Source organism: Thermogemmatispora tikiterensis (genome assembly GCF_003268475.1).
Taxonomy (GTDB): Bacteria; Chloroflexota; Ktedonobacteria; order Ktedonobacterales; family Ktedonobacteraceae; genus Thermogemmatispora; species Thermogemmatispora tikiterensis.
The window spans coordinates 5,345,884-5,368,602 of sequence record NZ_MCIF01000002.1 but is presented as its reverse complement, the minus strand read 5'-3'; the positions used below and the strand labels follow the sequence as shown (position 1 = coordinate 5,368,602).

Sequence of the window (22,719 nt, the reverse complement as noted above, 5' to 3'; positions counted from 1 at the left end):
AGTACAGGATAACAGGGAAGAGGCCGCCATGTCAACCCCCGGCAGAGAGCCAGAGGGAGCCGCCTTCCTCCCCTGGATGAATCCAGGGGTCCCCGGCGGCATGCCTTTGTGGAAAGGAGCATCGTCGCCCAGGGCAAGGGTCCCCCAGAAGGTCACAGCCCTCCAGCGGAAACCAGAGGCCTCCTGCAAAGAGCCACCCATCACCCTATCCTCTGCCCCAGGAGGCTGCCAGGCTGGTCCAGCAGACACTTGGCACATCTAACGTCTGTCCCAACCTGGGGCTGCAGCTTCACCGCTACATTCCCAGCGAGGTTCTTCAGCTCTCGCCAGACCCGGATAGCAAAGCGTCCCCGGCGGCGCGCCAGCAATGGCTACGAGATCTGGCCCAAGGCTACCAACCCAACCAGACCCTCGCCACAGAGGCATACCAGCGCTGGCAGAAGCTCACCCAGGCCCTGAAGGCCCTTCATTTCGAGGCCGAGATCGACTGGCGCATGGTGGTTGGCCTGGGCGGTAACTCCGTGTTGGAGACCGATCTGACCCTGCACCGCAACTATAGTCTGCCCATCATTCCCGGCAGCGCCCTCAAAGGCCTGACGCGCAGCTATGCCGAGCAAGAGAGGAAGATCTCGCGTTCCAACGAGCCGGAGAATTCCAAAGAGCTATATATAACAGAAGATGATTTGAAACGCATATTCGGCACCCTTGATCAGGCCGGCAGCGTCATCTTTTTCGACGCCATGCCACTCAACGGAGAGGCCCGGCTGGAGCTGGACGTTATGACCCCCCACTATCCCGACTATTACCAGAAGAAGAAGAGGCCGCCCAGCAACGATCAGCAGCCCGTGCCAATCGCCTTTCTCACCGTGGCCAAGACCACCTTTACCTTCGCCATTGCTCCACGCTCTTCCTCGTCCAGCGATCAGGCCGATGCGCAAAAGGCCAGAGATCTCCTAGAGCTAGCCCTGGCTGACTATGGCATCGGTGGCAAGACCAGCGCTGGCTACGGCTACTTCCGCCAGGCAGCCAAGTCTCCTGCCGCCAACAGCGCCCCCTTCCAAGAAGAGAAAGGCGAGGGCCTGGAGGAAGCGCGAGCCAAAGCCAGGGAACTGGCAGCCCTCACCCCCGAACAGCTCAAGCGTAAAGATCGCCAGGAGCTACTCAAAGAGCTAGGCTCTCTTCCATCGCTAGCCGCCAAGCGCCTGCTGGCCCGAGAGATCGAGAAGATCCACCGCCAGAAAGGGGTCGATCTACAGAGAAAAGCCCCACTTTTCCGATACATCCAAGAACTGCTACAACAGGAGAATACTAACCGATGAGCGCCACTATGACCAAGAGCCAGCTCGCTATCTACCCCTTACGCTTCACGGTTGAGGTACAAACGCCGCTCAAGCTCACCAGGCCATATGGCGCTCAGCTGCGCGGCGCCCTATACGAGGCTCTTTTGAGAAGCAGTTGTACCACTCAGCAGGCCCGCAGTAGTGGAATCTCTTCCTTCCATAAGGACTGCCTTTGCCCTGTCCATGCCCTGATGACTCCCTTGCGTGACGAAACCTTGACTAGGGGCGTCAAAGGCGGACGCGACCAGCCACGTCCCTACGTCATCCGCCCACCACAGGAGGTGCCACCCGTCTATTACCCAGGCCAGCACTTCACCTTTGAGCTGCTCCTCTTCGGTCAAAGTATCGACCTACTCCCCTACCTCATTCAAGCAATTCCTCAACTAGAGCAAGCGGGCCTTGGCGCGAGTCCAGGAGAACATCAGAACAAACGTGGCCGATTCCGCATCAGGCGCCTCGAGAGCTACCATCCCTTTACCGGCGCCCACGCCGTTCTCTACACCGAGAATAGGATCAACTGGAACGCCCAGCTAAAGGCCGTGACCAGCACGGATATCAGCCAGCGCGCCGCTCAGCTTCCCAGCGACCGGATCACCATCCATTTTCTCAGTCCTTTGCGCCTCATCGCCGACGGCCAGCTGGTTCACGAGCACCAGCTGAGTTTTGCTGTGCTGGTCCACCGCCTCTTCAAGCGCTTACGCGATCTGGAAGAAGCCTACAGCTCAGGAGCGCAGCCCGCCTTTCTGCCAGAGCATCACCCCTACCTCAAGCAGGCCGAGCAGATTGCTTGCCAGCACATTCATACTGGATGGTACGACGATTTCAGCTACTCGCGTCGGCGCGGCGCCTCCAGCCCGATCGGCGGCATCATCGGCTACGCTACCTTCACCGGAGAGCTTCAGCCCTTCCGCGAGCTGCTAACCTGGGGAGAACTTTGCCATGTGGGCCGCAGCTGTGTCAAAGGCAACGGTCATTATCGCCTGATGCCACCCCCAGATTGAGCCTCTCCAAGCGCCACAGAGCCGCTTTCCCCAGCAACGCTTCAACTGCGAACACGTCAGCCACGCCCCTGGCCGAAGCCCGGCAAGCCCACCAGGAGCGTGGCTCGAGTTTTCGAGCTAACTGGCGGAGAATCCCCCTGACTTTACAAGAAGAGGAACTACACTCAGACGGAAAAGCTGCAAGCAGCCGTGAAAAGAAAGCAAGAAAACCGTATACACATCTTGCAAACAGATTAGCTTTCTTATTTACTCACTCCCTCATTACCCCCCTCTTCCCCTTGTCCTGGCCTGTCACATACTGTAGAATGGCTCTTGTTAGTGGGTAGAGTGAGCCATGCTTTCAAATGGAGGTATAGTTTATGAGCACCAGCAGCACCCGACACGGCTCTCCTCACTTCCCCACAGTGAGTGGCAGTATAGCCCCATCCACGCAGCAGGACATGGATGAGGCCGTGCAGGCGCTGCAGGCCCACAAAGACCACTGGGTCGCAGTGCCGGTGCGCGAGCGCATTGCCATCTTAGAGCAGCTCCTCAGCAACTTCGTCGCCATCGCCCCGCGCTGGGTTGAGGCCAGCCTCAAAGCCAAAGGTCTCGCCGCTGACGAGCCTGCGGCCAGCGAAGAGTGGGGAGCGGGCGTCTTACCAGTCATCAACAACCTGCGCCAGCTTCGGCAGTCGTTGCTCGACATCGAGCGCTACGGCCATCCACGGATTCCAGGCCCGGTGCTGACCATGCCCAACGGCCAGGTGGCCGCGCGCGTCTTTCCGCAGAGTGTCTACGACCGCCTCTTTTTTATGGGCCTCACCGCAGAGATCTGGATGGAACCGGGGGTGAGCATCAGCGAGCTGCCGCGCACTCAGGCTCTCATCTACCAGGACCGCCAACACAGCGGCAAAGTGGCGCTCGTACTGGGCGCCGGCAATGTCGCCAGCATTGGGCCGATGGATATCCTCTACAAACTCTTTGTCGAAGATCAGGTTGTCCTGTTTAAAGCCAATCCGGTAAACGCCTACCTCGGTCCCTTGCTGAGCGAGGCTTTTCAACCGCTGATCGATAGAGGCTTCTTGCGTCTGGCCTATGGAGGCGCCGAAGAAGGGGCCTACCTTTGCCAGCACCCAGGCATCGAGGAGATTCACATCACTGGCTCTGACAAAACCTACGAGGCCATCGTCTTCGGCCCCGGTCCCGAGGGGGCTCGACGCAAAGCGGCCCACCAACCCCTGATCAACAAGCGCATCACTGGCGAGCTTGGCAATGTCAGCCCGCTGATCATCGTTCCCGGCCCCTGGACAGCGCGCGATCTTGCCTATCAGGCTGCCCACATTGTCAGCTCTCTCACCAACAACGCTGGCTTCAACTGCAACGCCACGCGCGTACTGATTCAGCATGCAGGCTGGGAGCAGCGGCCTGAGCTGCTCAACGCCATCCGGCGTGTCTTACAGACCGTTCCTCCACGCTTAGCCTACTACCCCGGCGCCAGCGAGCGCCAGCGCGCCTTCGTCGCCGAACATCCCGAGGCCGAGCTGTATGGACAGGGCAGCGATGGGCGGCTCCCCTGGACCCTCATCACCGGACTCGACCCCGAGCGCGAGGGCGATATCTGCTATACCACCGAGGCTTTCTGCGGCCTCTTCGCCGAGACCGCTCTCGCAGCCGAGAGCATTGCCGAGTATATCGATCGCGCCGTGGCTTTCGCTAATGAACGGCTCTGGGGCACGCTTAACGCCACCCTGATCGTCCATCCCGAGTCGCTGAAGATTCCCGCCATCGCCCACGCCGTCGAGCGCGCCGTCGCTAACCTGCGCTACGGAACTATCGGCGTCAACTACTGGGCCGGCATCGGCTTCGCCCTGGCCGCCACTACCTGGGGCGCTTTCCCCGGCCACGACAGCTACGATATCCAGTCCGGCATCGGCGTGGTCCACAACACGTTGATGTTTTCCCGCGCGCAGAAATCTGTGCTGCGCGGCCCCTTCCGTAGCACACCTACCCCGCTTTGGTTCGTGACCGAGGGACGCAAGGCACTGAAGACCTTTCCGAAATTGATCGAGTTTCTGGCCGCACCTTCACCGACGAAGCTCCCGGCCATCATGCTCGCAGCCACCGTCGGCTGAGTCACCAGAAGGCGACGGCTCCTCACCGCGCTCGCTGTGCTCGGCCAGATCAGGTCAGGCTCAGCGAGCACGTCGGGCGTGAGCTGTCGCTCTCAGCAGCGTTGCCCTTCATACTCGACAAGCTGGTTTGTCTTCTATCTACCACACTTACTGTCAGTGTTCAGAGGAGGTTAATGCCTGTTTTCTGACCAGCAATGTCACCTTTTCCTTCAGCATGACGTATCAGGAAGAGAGTGACCGTTTCATCCCGGTCCATCAAGCAGGCTCTCAGGGAAGAGAGATCTTACTGTCTGAGATGTGCCAATAACAAAAAATTCATGAAGAGGAGGTCTTTGCATGAGTAAGGCAGCAACGCTAGTGGCGCTCGCCTCGGCTCTGGAAGAAAAGGACTACCAGCAAGCCGCCGCCTATCTTGCTGACCACTTCGTGTATTACGGGACTGGCACGCAGCATCTCAGTAAGCCTCAATTTCTGGAGCTACTGCAGACGCTTCAGAGCGCTCTTCCCACCCTACGCTTCCACCTGCAACATTTGTGTGAGACGGAGAACCGCGTGACCGCCCACCTTCAGCTCGCGAGCCTGCCCGCTCGGCCTTTCTCTACCGAAGGCGGCCTGAGCCTCATAGCCGGGGCAGGCCGCAGTAAAGCGCATGATCCGCTGGAGGCCGGACTGGAGTGCACCTTTGAGGGGACTTTCATCACCAGTCTTCGAGTCAAAGCCCCACCTCAGCAGAGAGCTGAGGAGGATACGCTGCGCGCGCTAGGAGCGGCGCTTCGCCAGAGCTAAGGGGGTGCGTTGCAGGACGGTGCTGGCAACGAGAGCCACACCAGGCCACGCCAGCGGAGGAAACTGGGGCCACTGCAGTGCCGGAGCTTCCTCCGCCCCATCTAGGCCAGCCTGGCCTCGCTGCCCTGTATGTTGCTTCCCCTTCGGTTGCCCTCGCCTTTTTTCTCCGCTGGGACTCAGGCGATCCCTGCCGCCACGACCCCGCTCATCGTGCCAATGAGCAGAGTATGCCCCACCAGTGTGGGTGTGGCAAAACGCGAGGTTGGCTCAATGGAGAGACGAGCACGGACCGCCCCCGTCTGGCGATTGAGAGCGTAGAGCGCCCCCGTGCGATCGACAACGTAGACGGTATTCCCACCCACGATAGGTGAGCCGTTGATGTTCGCTGGCGCCTGCCAGCCGCGGATCAGGCGCGGACCACTGGCGACGGTCACCTGGAGCACGCCAAGTGAGCAAGGGATATACATGACATTGTCGACGCGCGCCGCTCCACCATAGGCATCACAGAGCTGCTGCTCCTGAAGCTGCCCCCCTACACCACCCAGAGCATTGGCCCGCAGTAGATAGGCAATCCCCGATTTGCCGGCGATGAAGAGCAAGCCGTTGGGCAGCAGAACCGGCCCCAAGGAGCTGAGGTCAAGATCGGCGGCGTTATCGCTGGCCCACTGCGTAGGAGCAAAGCCATCCTCAAGCTGGAGGGTGGGGGAGAGACGCAGCACCGAGTCGCTATGATCCCAGGCGCCCGAGGTAACAGCGCCATTGCCTACCGAGACATAGAGATTACCGGCGCCATCGACCGCCGGTCCAGCGGGGGCCCAGATCCCTCCTTCGCGGGGCGTGGACACGGTAAAGGTCAGCATGGGTGCCCGCGGGTTGGTGGTAGGCACTGCGACCACACGCCCACGATAATCGCCACAGTCGCCATAAAGCCCCCCATAGGCGACATAGATGCGCCCATTGGCCAGGGCCAGAGCAGCCCGCTGCTGGTGGACACGCGGATCAGCGCCCGGCGGATCAATGCCGCGACTGAATTTGAGAGCTCCGCTGTCGGCATCCACTCCGACGAGCAGATGGCGCGGCCCGCTTACCTCAGCTACGGCAAAGATCAGGTTGGTGGCTGGATCATAGACCGGCGTGCCAGTGATGCCCAGAGGATCAATGTTTCCACAAGGAAGGGTCGAGAGCGGTACGGGCGTTCCAACGCTGGTACGCCAGATCACGCTGCCTTTGTTCAGGTCAAGAGCGTAGAGAGAGTCGCCTTCGGTTGCCACGATGACCCGCCCATGCACAACGAGAGGCTCGGCATAGACCGCTCCGTCTAGATGGGCGGTCCAGAGCGAGATCAGGCGCGTCGGATCAGGCACGCTGGCTATGTAGCCGCTACGGGTGTTGTCTCGATGGTAGGTGGTCCAGTCTGTGCCTCCCCCGGTTGCCGCCGGCACTGTGGCTGTGACACCAGTGGTCGGCGTGGAAAGGGAAAGAGGCGAGGCAGTCGGCGTAGCTACACCACTCGCTGGATTCCCTCCACAGGCGACAAGCAGACCAAGGAGCAACACGCATAGCGCCAATCCCCTAGGCATCCACGGCCAGCGCCAGTGCGCCCTGACTCCGCTGCACCAGATCCTTTCTCTCATGAGTTGACAAGAATCTCTTCTTGTCACGCCAGCTCCTCTTTCCCGATCTGCGTGTGTTGTTGTGGACATAAGCCTTTCTCCTCAGTGAGAGAGTTTTTTCATGGAGCATTTCATCTTTCAAACTGTCGAAGATGTATTAATCCTTTGATTTAGAGTAGCAAACTATCTTTTGCGAAGTCCGAAATAGCAGTATATTCCAATCCATCTACCAGGCAGAGCTGGTACTTTCGAGCAGGTAGGTAGAAGCTACTCTTGACGCAGGCAAGCAAATATGCTACCATGCATAACGTATCGCAGTGCGATAGGTTGCGCGATACAGTATCACACGGCGGAATACCTGGAGTGACAGGACCTCGTCGTTCCTCTCCATCTGTATCACGCGCGGGAGTTGGCCCTTTAACGGTGCCTGGCATGGCCCCGGGCCAGGGTGCGCAACCTGGCTCGCCAGGCAATAGACCGGTAGAGGGTCGTTTTTTAACCGCTCGCGCGTGGCGCGTCGCGACACTGGCCCTTCTCAATCAGCTTGCAGCACGTCGTTTCTTCTTCAACCCCACTCCATCGCCGTCGGTGGCGATGGCAGCAAGCGTCAGACAGAAAGGACAAAGCAGTCATGAGCAACCTCGGCTTTGAGAACACCGACACCATCCTGATGGAGGAGCGGCTCTTTCCCCCATCCCCCGAAGTCGTTGAGCGGGCCAACATCATGGCCTACATGAAGTCCAAGGGCTTTGACAACTACGAGGACTTCTATCGCTGGTCGCTGGAGCATCGCGAGGAATTCTGGAACGACATGGCGCGCGAACTGCACTGGTTCCAGCCCTGGCATACCACTTTCCAGTGGACCGAGAAGCCCTTCTTCCAGTGGTTCGTTGGCGGCAAGTTCAATATCGTCTACAACTGCCTCGACCGCCACATGCAAACCGCTACGCGCCAGAAGGTGGCCTACTACTGGGAGGCCGACGATGGCTCCAGCCGCACGCTGACGTATGAGGATCTGTACGTGCTGACCAATCGCCTGGCCAAGGCCCTCCAGAACCTCGGTGTCAAGAAGGGCGATCGCGTTGCTATTTACATGCCTGTCACTCCCGAGCTGGTCGCCGCTATGCTGGCCACTACCCGCCTGGGCGCTATTCATACGGTGGTCTTCGGCGGGTTCGCCGCGAGTGCTCTGGAGGAACGCATCAACGATGCTCGTGCTAAGGTGCTCATCACCGTCGACACGGCCCATCGTGGGGGAAAGCTGATTGAGTACAAGAAGATCTGTGATGAGGCGCTTGCCAATACTCCCACGATCGAGAAGGTGATCGTCTTCAAGCGCGAGGGCACCGAGGTCCCGATGCAGGCCGGACGCGATCTCTTCGCCGATGAGCTGCTCCAGGATATCCCCAACGATACGGTGGTGCCGTGCGAGGAGATGGATAGCGAGGATCCCCTCTACATCCTCTATACGAGCGGCAGCACTGGTAAGCCCAAAGGCGTGGTCCACGTCCACGGTGGCTACGCGGTCGGCGTCTACACTACGACAAAGTTCGTCTTTGATCTTAAGCCCGACGACGTCTACTGGTGTACCGCCGACATCGGCTGGGTCACTGGCCACAGCTATATCGTCTATGGTCCCCTGCTGAATGGCGCTACCGGCGTCCTCTTCGAGAGCACCCCGCAGTATCCCGCCCCCGATCGCTACTGGAGCGTGGTCGAGAAGTATAAGGTGACCATCATCTACACTTCGCCCACAGCGATCCGTGGCCTGATGCGTTTCGGCGAGGAGTGGCCCGCCAAGCATGACCTGTCCAGTCTGCGTATCCTGGGCACAGTCGGCGAGCCGATCAATCCCGAAGCCTGGATGTGGTACCGCCACAACATCGGGCATGATGCCTTGCCTGTCATGGACACCTGGTGGCAGACAGAGACGGGCATGATCCTGATCAGCCCGACAGTGATTCTGCCGCTGAAGCCGGGCAGCGCCACCCGTCCGCTGCCGACCATCGATGCGGCGGTGGTCGATAAGGACGGCAATCCCATCGAGACGGGCAAGGGTGGTTTCCTGATCATCCGCCATCCCTGGCCATCGATGATGCGCACGATCTACGGCGATCCGGCCCGCTATCGCACCTACTGGGAGACAATCCCCGATGTCTACTTCGCGGGCGATGCGGCCACGATCGATGAGATCGGCTACTTCCGCATCCAGGGCCGCGTTGACGATGTGATCAAGGTGGCTGGCCATCGCCTGGGTTCGATGGAGATCGAGTCAAGCCTGGTAAGCCATCCGGCTGTGGCCGAGGCCGCCGCGATCGGCAAGCCCGATCCAGTCAAGGGCGAGCATATCAAGGTTTTTGTGATCTTGAAGGCCGGCAATGAGCCGTCGGAGGCGATGGTTCAGGAACTGAAGCAGCACGTCCGCACGAACGTCGGCCCCATCGCCACACCAGATGAGATCGAGTTTGTGACCGCGCTGCCGAAGACCCGCTCCGGCAAGATTATGCGCCGCGTCCTGCGCGCCCGCGAGCTGGGCCAGCCGCTGGGCGACGTGACAACGCTGGAGGCCTAGCCTCCCCACTCCGCCTGTACATCTGCTGGCAACCCATGCAGCAAAGTAAGAGCGGCCGGGTAGAGTCATTCCCCTGCCCGGTCGTTCCTTCTGTTCCTGTCTGCAATGGTGAGCCTGCTTAATCTGCACCAGGGAGTTCGGGGACGCCCAGCCCCGGCGCTCTCAGCTCAGAGGTAGTGGCTTCGGGATAGTAACGCTGCAGGAGTTCCAGGCCGATACTGGCCCGCCGCACACGCTCGCGTGAGAGGGCGACGACGGTGGCTTCCAGATGACTGCCGCTGGGGTAGACATCGGGGGCGTTGCGCAGGCCAAATTTGAGGTAGACCGGGGCGGCAACCCGCACCAGCTCAGCGATTTCATAGTGACGCACGAAGCCGCCGAAGTCGTCGGGAGCTTCGACGTAGACATCAAGCGGCATGTCGGTCGCTTGCCTGATGGCCGCCAGCTGCGCCAGCGAGAGATCGGTGGGGGTATTCAGGGTGCTGCCCCCAAGCTGCTCCATGACACGCGCTGCCGCCGGGTTGGCCGTGCCGACCTGGACGGAGAGCTTGAAGACGAAGTTCGACGGTAGCTCGCCGGCTTTCTTCATTTCGCTGGCAACCCACAGAAGTCCCTCGTCGGCCACCAGTACCGAGCGAATGCCCAATTCAGCGGCGCGACGGATATCCTCCAGGGCATAGAGAAGCTGATCCATGCCGCGCTGCCTGGCTCCCAGGTTGCGCCCTGAGCGGCTCCAGAACTGGGCGCCTGTATCCCAGCCGGCGCGCGGACCGACAAAGAGGCTGACTTCAATACCCATCTCGTGCCCCAGACGAGCCATCGCTTGAATTTCATCGCGGCGCAGCAACATGATGCCGCTGCCTTGAGAGACGCGATGGAGACGTACACCATATTCACGCGCCGCTTCACGCACGGCTTCCAGGGCTGCCGGCCCCTCCACACTGGGAATCTCGACGCGATACTGGGCTCCATCGGGGAAACGCTTGGGAGAGGTGGGCAGATCGTGCGCGTCCCCCGTCGGCAAACCCAGCCGCTGCAGGAAGGCACGCGTCTCCTGCATCAGCTCAGCCATTGTTTTGCGCTCCTGTCCTCATTACTCGGGCTGTATCACATGAGATCGCTTTTTTTATTTATTTGCTTGCTATACGCGGCCCTACTGTCTCAGCCTATTCGGACATGCCGCGTAGGGGGAGACCCTCCCAGGCACGGCGCAGCTCGCCACCAGGATCATCTTCGACACGACAATGCAGATCGAAGATCATGGTGGCCCGCCTCTCGCGTGTATAGGGTGGCCAGTCCGGCAGGTCAGGAGCCGCCGGCACACCGCGGCGAGCGAAGGCCAGCCAGGCGCCGCTCATCCTGGCGGCCAGCTCCTGTAGCTCCGGCGTGAGACCAGCAGTTGCCCCCAGAAAGCGCCGCGCCGGCTCCAGGTTGTCGAAGACAAAGGGGATCTCCAGGGCATGACAGGATTTGAGCTTGCCATCGAGGATCGGCGTCTCCCAGGTGAAGAGGTACATGTAAACGGGCGCTGCCCCCTGGGCAGCTTTGCGCTCGGCCAGGCGAATGGAGTTGATGCGCATCATGGCATCGCTCACAAGGGCCGCATAGCGCTCCGCCGGCGTCCGGTCGGGATAGGTACGTGCATAAGCCGTCAGCAAGCGCTCAGCAGCATCGCTCTCTCTGAGCAGGGCCTGGGTCCGCTTACGTAGACCCTCCTCGTCAAGCGTGCTGAGCTGCGGATCGCTCAGCAGGAAGAGGGTGGCTTCATCTTTGTTGGTGCCAATGATAAGCGGGACCTGCGCGGAGATGGCCGGCGCCTGGGGATCAAAGGGATGCTGCGGAAGAATCTGGCCATCGACGACCGGCCCCCAGGGGCCAAGAGCATTGGGGTTGACAGCGTCGTTGACTTCGATGATGCGCTGCGTTGGGATCTCGTGCAACTGCCCTCTATTGGCGTGGGAGATGCCCAGGGCTTGAAGCAGGCGTTCGGCGCGCTCGCTGGCCTTTTCGCGCGTGGCCACGCGCAGGGCAGGCCCGCTTTGGACAATGACGCGCCGAAAGAGACCAGCGGCGGAGGGCATAGCCATCAAGACGCTGACCTTGGCACCGCCGCCCGACTCACCGAAGATGGTGACGTTCTGTGGATCTCCACCAAAGGCTTCGATGTTGTCACGCACCCACTCTAGAGCTGCGACGAGATCGAGCATGCCTACGTTGCCGGACTCGGCATAGTCGTCGCCGAAGAGGTCGGCCAGGTGCAGGTAGCCAAACGGCCCTAGACGGTGATTGACAGTGACGACAACGACGTCGCCACGCCGCGCAAGGTTGGTGCCGCGATAGAAGGCTGCCGAGCCAGAACCCATGCTGAAGCCCCCACCGTGACACCAGAAGAGGACGGGACGCTTGCGTCCATCGGCGATCGCCGGTGTCCAGACGTTGAGGAAGAGGCAGTCCTCGCTTTCTTCTTCGCGCCCTGCCTCGCCAATGATGGCCCGGAGACGCTTCATTCCTTCGGGCGGCTGCGGACAGGCCGGACCATACTTGAGGGCATCGCGGACCCCAGCCCAGGGTTCCGGCTTCGTCGGCGGGCGGAAGCGGTTGCGCCCCCCCGTCGGTCCACCATAGGGAATGCCCTTGAAGGTGGCGATATCGTGGATGGTGGTCCCTCTGACTTTGCCAGCAGAGGTTTCGACGATGAGATCAGCCATCGCTTAATTGCTTCCTTTCGTTCGACATCGTGCTCTACCGATCTGCCTCTTTTCTCCCTTCCTTATGTTCCGAGAGGAATCAGACTGGCTCTCCTCATTCTTCTTTCCACCGACGGGCCGACCATGCCGCTAGTGGCCCCAGAGCAGGGCGGGAGCCGGGCCGCAAGCGATCGAGGCCGTGTGCTCGTTTGAGGGGGCTGATTGGGTAAGAGGTAGTGGGGACGAATGCATTGAGTAGCGGCACTTGTCTGATGTACCATTAGAACATGCCGACCTCTCATCTTCTGGCACCTGTCAGGTCAGGCGGTGGCCCTGCCACAGCAACTATACGTTACGTGGCCATTGAACGTCAAGCCGCGTCAAGAAATGGAGGAAGGTCATGGAGATTGTACCTGGCATTTATCGCCAGGAAGCCTACATCGGCAAGAAGCTGATGGCCCATCACTTGATTGTTGGCGAGCGCTCGCTGCTGGTCGATGCGGGCACGCCCGAGCTGGCGCGCGAGGTGCTGATCCCCTGGCTTGCGGAACAGTTGGGCGACCCCGCCCACCTGGATATGATCCTGGTGACGCATGGCGATGTCGACCACTTCGGCGGCCTGGAGACGCTGCGCGCCGCCTGCCCGCGCGCGTTGACGCTGGTGCCGGCTCTTGATCGGCGCTGGATCGAGGACGCAGAGGCGATCTTCCGCGAGCGTTACGATGCCTATCATGCCGATCATGGCCTGACCTATGTCCCGGAGATGACCCAGATGCTGCGCTCCTGGCAAGGGAATCCGATCCCGACAGCGCTCGGCCTGACCGGCGGCGAGGATATCCGTTGCGGGCCGGAGCTGGTGCTCCAGGTGCTCCACGTGCCCGGCCATACGCCAGGCCACCTGATGCTGTGGGAACCCCGCCAGCGCGTAGCGATTATCGGCGATGCTCTCAACGGCGCTACCCAGATCGATCGCGATGGCGCTCCAACGGCTCCTCCTCCCTATACCGACCGCGATATCTATCTCACCTCGATCCAGACGATCGCTTCGCTGCAGCCAGCAATCCTGCTCACCGGCCATTTCCCCATCATGCGCGATCAGGAGGTGACCACCTTCCTACAGGCCAGCCGCGATTTCGTCTTGCGCACCGATGCCGTGCTGGCCCGCCTGCTGGCCGAGGCCACAGAGCCGTTGACGCTCGCTCGTTTGATTGAGCTGACCGATCCTTTGCTCGGCCCCTTTGGCTTTCCACCCGATCTGGAGTATGCCCTGGAGGCGCATATGCGCTGGCTGGAGCGCTACGGGCGCGTGCGCCGCCTTCAGCGCGAAGGGATTGTAGCCTGGGAGGCCGTCCGAGGCTGAGCTTCAGGCTTTAGCCTTGTTTTTCGTCGGCTCTACTTCCCCCTGCCGCTTGACAGAGAGGCCAGAGAGAGCGAGGCAATCACCCCGCTGGAGACTCATCAGCGAGGGCAAAGGCGAGCCTGGGCCAGGCTCGCCAGGTGAGTCCACCAGTCGGCCTGTGTTATTGACTCGCAGGCAGCCAAGGACAACGAGGTCGCAGTCCAAACTCCCCGCCAGGGGAAAGGAAGAGGAGCGAAGCTATGGGAATGCTTTCCGGTCGCCTGGCGTTAGTCACCGGTGCCGGCATGGGCATCGGCCAGGGTATTGCCGTTGAGCTGGCGCGCCAGGGCGCTAGCGTTGGTATTCACTACGCGCACAGCGAAGAGGGTGCCCGCGAAACGCTGGCACGCATTGAAGCTCTGGGTGGCAAAGCGGTCGCTGTCAAGGGCAATCTGGCCCACGTGGCCGAGTGCCGTCGCGTCGTCGACGAGGTTGCTGAGGCCCTGGGCGGTCTGGATATCCTGGTCAATAACGCTGGGGTCACCCGCGCCGATGATTTTCTCAAAATCAGCGAAGAGACCTATAACGAAGTCTTCGACCTCAATATGCGCGGCTATTTCTTCTGCGCTCAGCAAGCGGTACCCTACATGCTGAAGCGCGGCGGCGGCTCGATCATCAATATTACCTCGATTCATGGCTACGCCGGCTTTCCGCGCCACTCGGCCTATGCTGCCACCAAGGGGGCCATCATAGCTTTCACACGCGAGCTGGCCATCGAGCTGGCCCCGCAGCGCATCCGCGTAAACGCCGTCGGCCCCGGCATTATCGAGGTACCGCGCTATTTCGCCATTCCAGGCTACACCCGCGAGCTGGGCAATACCCTCGTGCCCTGGGGACGCGTCGGCCACCCTGAAGATATTGGGCCGGCGGTCGCTTTTCTCGTTTCAGATGCCGCCGAGTTTATTACGGGCCAGGTGCTCTTTGTCGATGGCGGCACCACCGCCCGCATGGGTCTGTGGTGGGATCAGGGAGATACCCCTCAGTAGCTGGGCGTTCAGCGCTGACACCTCGGGCCGCGTTGCACCAGGTGCCAGCGCTGAAGGATAGCAAGCAAGGAGTCGGGATATCTCTTCTGCTCCACTCATCTCTTCCCGATCAGCCTCTTTGCCTTGTCCGCCTCTGGTCCCGCTGGTCACCCCCTGGTCATCAGCAATGTGATAAAGCAAGCCCGCCACGCTCTTCGAGGGCAAGCAGACCCATGCTCCTGCTTTTGAACGCAAGATTGATGGGATGGCATTTTTACAAAAAGTGACCTATAGTTCATAGATAGGGGGAGAAAGAGAGCCAGCGCACCTTGCTGACCCGTTCAGTGTAACAGTAGTCTGGCACTTCTACCCCAGCGTGACCGTGACCTACCTACTGATCATCACAGGATAGCAGGAGAGACAGGAGAGCATGACCCGTAACAACACAGGGCCGCTGCCAGCCCCCCAGCTGGAGCAGCGGCAGGCTGCGACTGAGATGTCAGCAACCGCAGCACGCTCCGTTGATGCTCAAGCTGCAACCATTATTGGCTGGATTCTACAGGGCGGCGTCCTGGTGAGCGCCGCCATTATTTTGATCGGTGTCGCTTGGCTCTTTCTGCAGCCTGGCGGCCCAGGGACGACGAGTGTAGCCCGGTTTCCTCACTCGCTTCCCGATCTGCTGGCTGGTTTGCTCCAATGGCAAGCCCCAGCGCTCATTGTGCTCGGCCTGGTGGTGCTGATCGCTACTCCAGTGCTGCGCGTCGCTACCTCGATCGTCGCTTTCGCTTTAGAGCGCGACGTCCGCTATGTACTGATTACGCTGGCCGTCCTCCTGATTTTGCTCTATAGCCTCTTCTTCGGCGACCGGGGCACCAGCAGCGCCCATCTCAGTGGCCTGGCCCACTTCCAGTTTTCCGCCCTCGTCTTCGCTCTGATTTTCTGCGGCTCGGTGGTTGCCGGTCTTCTCGGCTCCCTGATCGGCCTGGGCGGCGGCGTCTTGATCGTGCCTCTGCTGACACTGGCTTTCGGGCTGCCAATCAGCTTCGCTATCGGTGCCAGCATCATCTCGGTGATCGCCACCTCCAGCGGCGCGGCTGCAGCTTACGTGCGCGACCGCATCACGAATATGCGTGTCGGCATGTTCTTGGAGTTGGCCACCACCACAGGAGCCATCAGCGGCGCTTTCCTGGCCGGGCTGCTCGCTCCAGGTGTCCTGGGAATCATCTTCGGCATCATTCTGTTGCTATCGGCCTTGCCCACGCTCTTCAAAATAGGTGAAGAGCTGCCCTCTGGCGTGCAGAACGATTGGCTGGCAGCCCACTTGAATCTGGCAAGTAGCTATCCCGATGAGCATCTCGGGCGTGAGGTAAGCTATCAGGTGACGCGCACTCCCCTGGGCCTGCTCCTCATGTTCCTGGCTGGGGTCATCTCGGGCCTGCTGGGCATTGGTAGCGGCGCTTTCAAGGTGCTGGCGATGGATGTGGCAATGCGCCTGCCCCTGAAGGTCTCGACGACAACGAGCAACTTTATGATCGGCGTGACAGCTGCGGCCAGCGCCGGCATCTACTTCGCCCGCGGCGATATTCCCCCCCTGGTGGCCGCTCCGGTCGCGCTGGGGATTCTCCTCGGAGCCTTGATCGGCTCTCGCTTGCTCTCGCGCTTGAGCAACCGCGTTATCCGCCTGGTCTTTTTACCGGTGATTGTGGCGACTGCGGTGGAGATGATTCTCCACGGTCTGGGAATCGGAGGCATCTAGCCACAATCGCACAGGTTCACCACCGCACAGGGGCAACAGTCAGGATCTCAGCCCAGCCCAGCCCAGGCCGAGCGCCTTGCCTGAGCTGGGCCTTTGATTCTCAGCCAGGTCCACTGATGCGCTGATTGGGGATTAGCAGGGTCGCCATTAACTGTAGACCATGCTGGCAAGGCGCTCTCCGCCTGCAGATTTGCTGAGCTTCCACTGCTGGTAGCGCAAGTAATGGTCTTGCGTCTCCCTATGTTGTATGCTGTTTTACAAGCAATGAGGACTGAGGAAAGGTCACTGTGCAGGTTTCTTCCAGATCTTCGACAAGCCAGCGCCGCAGCAGACAGAGCCTGGCGGGCCTGGCCCCACTTGGAGCCTCGTGCCTCTGGGGAGGCATGTACGTTGTGAGTCGTGCCAGCTTTGGCGCTATTCCTCCCGTCACGTTAGGGCTGTTGCGCCTTCTGTTGGGAGGAGCTGCTCTCTGGCTGGTACTGCGTCTCAGCGGCCCTCGGGAGCCTCTCCCTCGTGAGGAACGCTGGCGCCTTCCCTTGCTTGGCTTATGCATCGCCGCTACTATCACGACGCAGTTCATTGGGACCGATCTGGCCAGCGCCCATGATGGAGCGCTGCTGACCACGATCACGCCGCTTTTCATCGTACCTCTGGCCTGGCTCCTGCTCGGCGAGCGCCCACGCTGGCGCGTTGTCGCCGGTACCCTGCTGGCGTTAGCTGGCGTGGTGATCATTGTCGGTAGTGAGCAGGGGAGCGGCTTGAGTGCGCAGGCCCGCTCGCTGCTCATTGGTGATGGGCTGCTGATTATCTCGGCCTTCTTCTGGGCCTTGTTCACTGTGCTCGGGACGCCGCTGGCACGCAAGCACTCAGCCCTGGTGGTCACGACCTATGGGACACTCTGGAGCCTGGTCTTTTTTTGCTCCCCTGGCCCTCTGGGAGCTGGCTCAGCGCCCTGCTCTTTCTCTCTCCCCCACCTCGCTGGCGAGCGTGCTTTACCTGGGACTGGGCGCGACAGCCCTCGCCTGGTTTCTCTGGTACCGCGGCGTGGAGCGGCTGCCCGCCGGGGTGGCTGCAATTTTCTTCTTCGCGCAACCACTGGTCGGCGGCTTGCTGAGCGCACTCTTGCTGCAGGAAGGCCTGGGACCAGGCTTCTGGCTCGGGGGCCTGGTGCTGGCATTGGGGATCATACTGGCTTCGCTCTGAGTGAGGAGGCCTGGGAGCCTCCTCGCGCTAGGGGCCTTTGCCCACTCACAACTGCTCGAAAGGGAGGAGCGCCTGCTATGGTCACCAGCAGGAAGCTCCTCCTCAATGTACGCCAGCTCAGGGATATATCACCATATATAGAAATAAAGAGTAGGCAGAACTAATCGGCCTGCCCTGCCTGCCGCGCATTGAGTAAAGTGGTGATTTGGGCTAAAGCATCCATAATGCGTGTCTCCAATGCTGCTATCTCTCCCCTGATGCGCTTCTCCATCGTCTCCATCTCTCCCCTGATGCGCTTCTCCATCGTCTCCATCTCTCCCCTGATGCGCTTCTCCATCGTCTCCATCTCTCCCTTGAGACGCGCCTCCAATGCAGCCATCTCTTCTTTGGTGACCATCTTCTCTTCAAGAGAGGCGATGCGCCCCTCTAAAGCTTCCAGGCGTTCCTCTACCTTCTCCATGCGTGTCTCTAGACGGCCCACGCGCATCTCCAGGCGCTCCACGCGCATCTCCAGACGCTCCACACGCCCTTCTAGCGCCTCCAGCCTCCCCTCTAAAGCCTCCAGCCGCTCTTCCATCCTCTCCATGCGCCCTTCCAGACGCTCTACACGCCCTTCTAGCGCCTCCAGCCTCTCCTCCAGCGCTTCCAGCCTCCCCTCCACCTTCCCCATGCGCCCTTCCAGCCCTCCCATCCGCCCTTCGAGGCTGACCATGCGGCTCTCCAGGCCGCCAGTGCGCATCTCTAGCAGAGCCGTTCGCTCCCGCACAACACGTACTTCATCATAGGTCGCCGCCACCAGCGCCTCCAGACGCTGCAAACGGCCCTCGACCTGACGCTCGCTGCGTAACTGATATTCTGCCAGCTGCCGAAAACTCATCTGCATGTCGGCAGCTAGCCCTTTGACTTCTGCACCGAGCACGGCAATGGCATGCTCCTGGGCACTGACGCGATTGGCCAGCCAGGACAGCTCTAGCGACATCCTCTGTCTAACTCCCTTCTCTCAAAGTAGATGGCCTGGTAACTGCGCCAGTCCTGGTCAGCACCACAACAATACCGACCAGGGCCACGAGAAGAGCATAACAGAGCCGAACACCAAAAGCAAGTTCTCCAAAAGGATATATTCATGCCTCTTTCTCATGTACAAGAAAGAGCGATAAGAACTCAAACATAGCCTGCTTGCTTTCATGAGAAGCGGTCGGTGTAACTGAATTCTTTCCGCATTAGAGGAGCAGCCAGCAGTCAAGGCTAAGCCAGAACGACCTCGATCCCCAGCTCGCGCAGACGAGTCAGCGTCTCGCTATCCAGCCCACTATCCGTGATAATGGTATCGATAGCATTCAGAGGCGCCACCGTCGTCAGCATCACCTTACCGAACTTGCTATGATCGGCCACCACAATGCGCCTCCGCGCCCGCTCAATCATTGCCTGCTTCGTGCCGGCCTCCTCAAAATTGAACTCAGTCAGCCCATGTTCGATCGTAATCCCACCGACTGCGATAAAAGCCTTATCCACCTGAAAACTGCGCAGCGTTCGCTCAGCCAGATGGCCCACCAGCGACAGCTCGCTCGGGCGTAGCTTTCCCCCCACTACGATCACCTGAATCGCAGACTGATTCGCCAGTTCCAAAGCGGCCCGCAGATTTGTCACCAGCACCGTCAGATTGCGCTTTCCTTTGAGTGCCCGCGCGATCTCCAACGTTGTCGTCCCCACATCAAGGATCAGACTCTCCCCATCGTTGACCAGCTCCACCGCCCGCGCTGCGATGCGCCGCTTCTCCTCAGCATGCTCGGCCTCACGCGCACTAAATGGCGGTTCATAGCTGGCCCCTCGCAAGCTGATGGCCCCCCCATGTACTCGCCTGATCAAGCCCTGCTCTTCCAGCTCCTGTAAATCTCTGACCACCGTAATGCTAGAGACGGTAAAGCGCTGCGCCAGATCGCGCACCGAGACAACCCCACTGGACTCAATAATTTCAAATATCTTCCTTCTGCGTTCTTGAGCAATAATCTTGTTTTCCTTCTTCATTCAGTACACACTCCCTGAGTTTGCTCACCACCGCCCCGCACGCCCACTGGGCAGGCTGACAGGCCAGGCCAGGCCTCACCCCCACTCCCTGTCTACGCCTGATCTCCTTCACATGCCCTATCGAGCATTGTATCATGTCCTGCGTCGACACCAGACACTGTCATGCCAGGGCCCCCCTGAACGATGACCATCAACGTGCCCATCCTTCTTCTAGCAAGAGCAGCATCAAGAGGAAAAACGGCCAGAGCGCTACCCTTACCTAGAGTCACGCCTCGCAACGTCTTTAGAGCAGAGTACCAATCGCCGGCTGTCAAGAGAGATCCGGCGAAGTGCGTACTACTCCGCTAAACTGCTGAGTTGAGACGAGGAGAAGCTATGGCTAAAGTTGATATTCATGAGACGACAAAAGCTGCTCGTGATATGCAAGAGCAGTATTTTCGGACCACCGATCGTCTACCTGGCGAGATGTGGTACTGGGCTGCTCTGGTCTCGATCATTACCTCTGCAATGCTTTTCCTAAGCGGTAAGCGCGATTGGGGACTGTTCGTCGGCCAGTGGCCGCCGGCGTTCCTGCTCTTCGGCATTTTCCACAAGCTGTTGCGCCCTGGGCGCAGCCAGTTCTAAGCCCAAGCGGTCAGTCTACCTGTAATACTCCATCGCCCTCACCCCATCGGTAGCGGGCGGAAGAAGGAGAGAGCACCTGCGACCATCGCGGTCGGCAGCCAGCTCCTCTGGAGCTGGCCACGGCCCCCCCACTGGTTGCGCTGCTCTTCCTTCTTCCATCCCCTGTTACGATGCATCAGGCACTTGCTCAGCCCCAGCCCAGCGACTAGCGCAAGACCCGCCGCCCAAAGCGGCGCAGGCGCAGGGCATTCCCAACCACAGAGACAGAGGAGAGGGCCATCGCCGCCGCCGCAAAGATCGGCGCTTGCTCCTTGAGGAAAGGAATCATTGGCGAGAGAATCGCTGTCGGAATGAGCACAACGTTATAAGCAAAGGCCCAGAACAGGTTTTGTTTGATAGTACGCAGTGTCGCCCGAGACAAGGCCAGAGCGGTGGCCAGGCTACGGAGATTCCCCTTCACCAGGACAATATCAGCCGTCTCCAGGGCAATATCGCTGCCGTTACCCATCGCAATCCCAACATCGGCCTGGGCCAGCGCTGGCGCATCATTGATGCCATCGCCTGCGAAAGCTACAGTCAGCCCCTGCTGCTGAAGGCGGCGCACTTGCTCGGCCTTCTCTGCTGGCAAGAGGCCGGCGAGCACGTGCTCGCTGGGAATATCGACCTGGGCCGCGATCGCCTGGGCCGTGCGTGGATGATCGCCGCTGACAAGCCAGAGCTGCAACCCCTGGGCCTGCAGTTGGCGCACCGCCTCAGCCGAGCCTGGTTTCAAGGTATCAGCCAGCGCCAGCAGACCTGCCAGCCGCCCGGCAACGGCCACCAGCATCACGGTGTTCCCCTGCTGCTCCAGACGCTCCAGCTCGACACGCACCTCCTCCAGTCCCAAGCCACGCTCCTCCAGCAGGCGTGGCCCACCGATCAGCACCTCTTGCCCCGCCAGTACAGCCTCCAGGCCGCGACCGGGCAAAGCCGTCAGTCGCTCCGGCCTGCGTTCCAAAGACAGGCCACGCTGATGCGCCGCCTCCACCACTGCGCGCGCGAGCGGATGCTCTGAGCCTTGCTCAACCTCGGCGGCCAGACGCAACAAGCCGGTTTCGTCCCACGGAGCCAGCGCCACCAGTCCAGTGAGCTGGGGCCTGCCACGCGTTAAGGTCCCCGTCTTATCAAAGAGCACCGCCTGCACTGCCTGAATACGTTCCAGGCTCTCGCCTCCCTTGATCAGAATACCCTGCTCGGCCCCCATACCGGTGCCCACAATGATCGCCGTAGGCGTTGCCAGTCCCAAGGCACAGGGACAGGCCACCACCAGGACGGCCACCGCCGCAATTAAGGCTCTGATCCAGCCAGCAGCCCCCATGCCACTCATGGCTCCCATCAGCCCCCAACCGAGGAAAGTCAGAAGGGCAATCACCAGCACCACCGGTACGAACACGCCCGCCACCTGATCCGCCAGGCGCTGCACCGGCGCCTTGCTACCCTGGGCCTGCTCAACGAGACGAATGATATTGGCCAGCAGGGTGTCGGCTCCGACGCGCGTGGCCCGCATGGTCAGTAGCCCATCCTGATTCAGGGTAGCCCCAATCAGCGGCTCCCCTTCCCCTTTCTCTACGGGCAGGCTCTCCCCGGTGACCATTGACTCATCGACCGTCGAGTGACCGGCCACTACGAGGCCATCAACGGGTATCTGCTCGCCGGGACGCACGATGAGCAGGTCGCCCGGCTTGACCTCGGCAATCGGAACCTCGCGTTCCTGACCCTCGCGCAGCACATGAGCACTGCGCGGCTGCAAACCGATCAGGCGCCTGATGGCCTGCCCGGCCTCACCCTTGGCTCGCGCCTCCAGGTAGCGCCCCAGGTAGATAAGCGTGATGATCAGGGCCGCGGTGTCGTAGAAAGTCGGCTCGTCAGCCAGCTGCGGCAAGATCGTAGCCAGCAAGCTCAGCAGATACGCCGCCGTCGAGCCAGCCGAGATGAGCGTATCCATCGTGGCCGCCCCGTGCCGCAGATTCTTGAGGGCGTTGCGGTGAAATTCCCAACCAACTACTGCCCAGATCGGCGTGGTCAGCAGCAGCAGCAGGTAGTTCTCCCCAGGGAAACGGTCCATGAAGAAGATGCTGAGCACAACGACGGGCAGCGAGAGCGCGATCGCCATCAGCAGGAGCCACAGTCGGCGCCGAGCCGCCCGCCGCTGAGCTTCAGCCAGGCCCGAGACCGCCGCTAGCTCCTGGCCTCCCTCACCCTGAACCAGGGAACTCGCTGCTCCAGGACGAGCCTCCAGCCGCTCTGCAGCCTCAGCCCCCCTTGCCACCTGCGTCAGGAGCGGCAGCGCCTCATAGCCTAGCTGCTCCACCTTCTCAACCATCAGCGCCGGGTTCACCAGCGCGGGATCATACACAACGGTGGCCTGTTCGGTGGCAAAGTTGACACTGGCCTCCTTGATGCCCGGCAGGCGCTGCAAACCACGCTCAATACGCCTGGCACAGGAGGCGCAGCTCATGCCCTCCAGCGCAAGCGTGATCGCAGTCAGCGCTTCAGGCTCAGGTTGATCTATAGTGCGCTGCTGCCCATCAGGACCAGACAGATGCGTTGTCATGTTACCTCCCTCCTCTTGCCTGGCACTAACTAACCCATACC

General features: G+C 60.7%; 16 protein-coding genes and 1 pseudogene. 11 read left to right on the top strand and 6 right to left on the bottom strand.

Translation table 11 applies throughout. The annotated features are described in order from the left end of the window. Positions 1-494: 494 nt before the first annotated feature. From cmr6 to A4R35_RS21445, 4 genes are all read left to right on the top strand, one after another. Complete coding sequence (gene cmr6, locus A4R35_RS21460; protein ID WP_112433065.1) at positions 495-1,319, top strand: type III-B CRISPR module RAMP protein Cmr6; 825 nt, start codon at positions 495-497, stop codon at positions 1,317-1,319. Beyond that, entirely contained in the window at positions 1,316-2,341 is a 1,026-nt protein-coding gene (gene cas6 / locus A4R35_RS21455) for a CRISPR system precrRNA processing endoribonuclease RAMP protein Cas6 (protein ID WP_112433063.1), read from the top strand. Before cmr6 ends, cas6 begins: the two co-directional genes overlap by 4 nt. A gap of 359 nt (positions 2,342-2,700) precedes the next feature. Next, the gene (locus tag A4R35_RS21450; RefSeq protein WP_112433061.1) at positions 2,701-4,455 is read left to right on the top strand and encodes an aldehyde dehydrogenase family protein; all 1,755 of its coding nucleotides are present in this window, start codon (positions 2,701-2,703) and stop codon (positions 4,453-4,455) included. Between the two features lie 336 nt (positions 4,456-4,791). Continuing rightward, positions 4,792-5,241, top strand: a complete 450-nt coding sequence (locus A4R35_RS21445) for a nuclear transport factor 2 family protein (protein ID WP_112433059.1) — start codon at positions 4,792-4,794, stop codon at positions 5,239-5,241. 176 nt (positions 5,242-5,417) lie between these two features. Here A4R35_RS21445 and A4R35_RS21440 read toward each other — a convergent pair whose 3' ends face one another. Next, positions 5,418-6,797 carry an outer membrane protein assembly factor BamB family protein gene (locus A4R35_RS21440; RefSeq protein ID WP_189362155.1) on the bottom strand — a complete coding sequence of 460 codons (1,380 nt, stop codon included), beginning with the start codon at positions 6,795-6,797 and terminating at the stop codon, positions 5,418-5,420. Between the two features lie 688 nt (positions 6,798-7,485). On the opposite strand from A4R35_RS21440, the gene acs reads away from it, so the two are divergent. Beyond that, entirely contained in the window at positions 7,486-9,426 is a 1,941-nt protein-coding gene (acs, locus tag A4R35_RS21435; protein WP_112433055.1) for an acetate--CoA ligase, read from the top strand. A gap of 118 nt (positions 9,427-9,544) precedes the next feature. Here acs and A4R35_RS21430 read toward each other — a convergent pair whose 3' ends face one another. Together A4R35_RS21430 and A4R35_RS21425 are read right to left on the bottom strand one after the other, a co-directional pair. Then, on the bottom strand, positions 9,545-10,486 hold the full coding sequence (locus tag A4R35_RS21430; RefSeq protein WP_112434379.1) for a U32 family peptidase: 942 nt from the start codon (positions 10,484-10,486) through the stop codon (positions 9,545-9,547). Positions 10,487-10,592: 106 nt separating this feature from the next. Further along, entirely contained in the window at positions 10,593-12,134 is a 1,542-nt protein-coding gene (locus tag A4R35_RS21425) for a carboxylesterase/lipase family protein (RefSeq protein WP_112433053.1), read from the bottom strand. Positions 12,135-12,513: 379 nt separating this feature from the next. Here A4R35_RS21425 and A4R35_RS21420 point away from each other — a divergent pair, with 379 nt between their 5' ends. From A4R35_RS21420 to A4R35_RS25455, 5 genes and pseudogenes are all read left to right on the top strand, one after another. Then, positions 12,514-13,473 (top strand): MBL fold metallo-hydrolase, encoded by a 960-nt coding sequence (locus A4R35_RS21420; RefSeq protein WP_112433052.1) that lies wholly within the window; start codon positions 12,514-12,516, stop codon positions 13,471-13,473. Between the two features lie 239 nt (positions 13,474-13,712). Further along, the gene (locus A4R35_RS21415) at positions 13,713-14,498 is read left to right on the top strand and encodes an SDR family NAD(P)-dependent oxidoreductase (protein ID WP_112433050.1); all 786 of its coding nucleotides are present in this window, start codon (positions 13,713-13,715) and stop codon (positions 14,496-14,498) included. Between the two features lie 409 nt (positions 14,499-14,907). Then, positions 14,908-15,321: pseudogene (locus A4R35_RS25425) on the top strand (DUF1634 domain-containing protein); the annotation flags it as partial. An 87-nt stretch (positions 15,322-15,408) separates the two neighbouring features. Beyond that, positions 15,409-16,233: a sulfite exporter TauE/SafE family protein gene (locus A4R35_RS25420; protein ID WP_399358762.1), complete on the top strand. Its 825-nt coding sequence runs from the start codon at positions 15,409-15,411 to the stop codon at positions 16,231-16,233. Between the two features lie 287 nt (positions 16,234-16,520). Beyond that, positions 16,521-17,600 (top strand): DMT family transporter, encoded by a 1,080-nt coding sequence (locus tag A4R35_RS25455; RefSeq protein ID WP_262982349.1) that lies wholly within the window; start codon positions 16,521-16,523, stop codon positions 17,598-17,600. Here the strand turns inward: A4R35_RS25455 and A4R35_RS21400 are convergent. Together A4R35_RS21400 and A4R35_RS21395 are read right to left on the bottom strand one after the other, a co-directional pair. Further along, positions 17,597-18,415: a coiled-coil domain-containing protein gene (locus A4R35_RS21400; protein WP_112433046.1), complete on the bottom strand. Its 819-nt coding sequence runs from the start codon at positions 18,413-18,415 to the stop codon at positions 17,597-17,599. The genes A4R35_RS25455 and A4R35_RS21400 overlap by 4 nt on opposite strands. Before the next feature lie 266 nt (positions 18,416-18,681). After that, positions 18,682-19,461 (bottom strand): DeoR/GlpR family DNA-binding transcription regulator, encoded by a 780-nt coding sequence (locus tag A4R35_RS21395; protein WP_112433044.1) that lies wholly within the window; start codon positions 19,459-19,461, stop codon positions 18,682-18,684. 375 nt (positions 19,462-19,836) lie between these two features. Between A4R35_RS21395 and A4R35_RS21390 the strand changes: the two genes are divergently transcribed. Then, positions 19,837-20,085, top strand: a complete 249-nt coding sequence (locus A4R35_RS21390) for a hypothetical protein (RefSeq protein WP_112433042.1) — start codon at positions 19,837-19,839, stop codon at positions 20,083-20,085. Positions 20,086-20,290: 205 nt separating this feature from the next. Here A4R35_RS21390 and A4R35_RS21385 read toward each other — a convergent pair whose 3' ends face one another. After that, positions 20,291-22,678 (bottom strand): heavy metal translocating P-type ATPase, encoded by a 2,388-nt coding sequence (locus A4R35_RS21385; RefSeq protein WP_189362153.1) that lies wholly within the window; start codon positions 22,676-22,678, stop codon positions 20,291-20,293. Positions 22,679-22,719 lie beyond the last annotated feature (41 nt).

Coding starts and splice junctions, on each gene's coding strand:
- cmr6 (WP_112433065.1), top strand. CDS start 495: ATGGTGGTTGGCCTGGGCGGTAACTCCGTGTTGGAGACCGATCTGACC.
- cas6 (WP_112433063.1), top strand. CDS start 1,316: ATGAGCGCCACTATGACCAAGAGCCAGCTCGCTATCTACCCCTTACGC.
- A4R35_RS21450 (WP_112433061.1), top strand. CDS start 2,701: ATGAGCACCAGCAGCACCCGACACGGCTCTCCTCACTTCCCCACAGTG.
- A4R35_RS21445 (WP_112433059.1), top strand. CDS start 4,792: ATGAGTAAGGCAGCAACGCTAGTGGCGCTCGCCTCGGCTCTGGAAGAA.
- acs (WP_112433055.1), top strand. CDS start 7,486: ATGAGCAACCTCGGCTTTGAGAACACCGACACCATCCTGATGGAGGAG.
- A4R35_RS21430 (WP_112434379.1), bottom strand. CDS start 10,486: ATGCAGGAGACGCGTGCCTTCCTGCAGCGGCTGGGTTTGCCGACGGGG.
- A4R35_RS21425 (WP_112433053.1), bottom strand. CDS start 12,134: ATGGCTGATCTCATCGTCGAAACCTCTGCTGGCAAAGTCAGAGGGACC.
- A4R35_RS21420 (WP_112433052.1), top strand. CDS start 12,514: ATGGAGATTGTACCTGGCATTTATCGCCAGGAAGCCTACATCGGCAAG.
- A4R35_RS21415 (WP_112433050.1), top strand. CDS start 13,713: ATGGGAATGCTTTCCGGTCGCCTGGCGTTAGTCACCGGTGCCGGCATG.
- A4R35_RS21400 (WP_112433046.1), bottom strand. CDS start 18,415: ATGTCGCTAGAGCTGTCCTGGCTGGCCAATCGCGTCAGTGCCCAGGAG.
- A4R35_RS21395 (WP_112433044.1), bottom strand. CDS start 19,461: ATGAAGAAGGAAAACAAGATTATTGCTCAAGAACGCAGAAGGAAGATA.
- A4R35_RS21390 (WP_112433042.1), top strand. CDS start 19,837: ATGGCTAAAGTTGATATTCATGAGACGACAAAAGCTGCTCGTGATATG.
- A4R35_RS21385 (WP_189362153.1), bottom strand. CDS start 22,678: ATGACAACGCATCTGTCTGGTCCTGATGGGCAGCAGCGCACTATAGAT.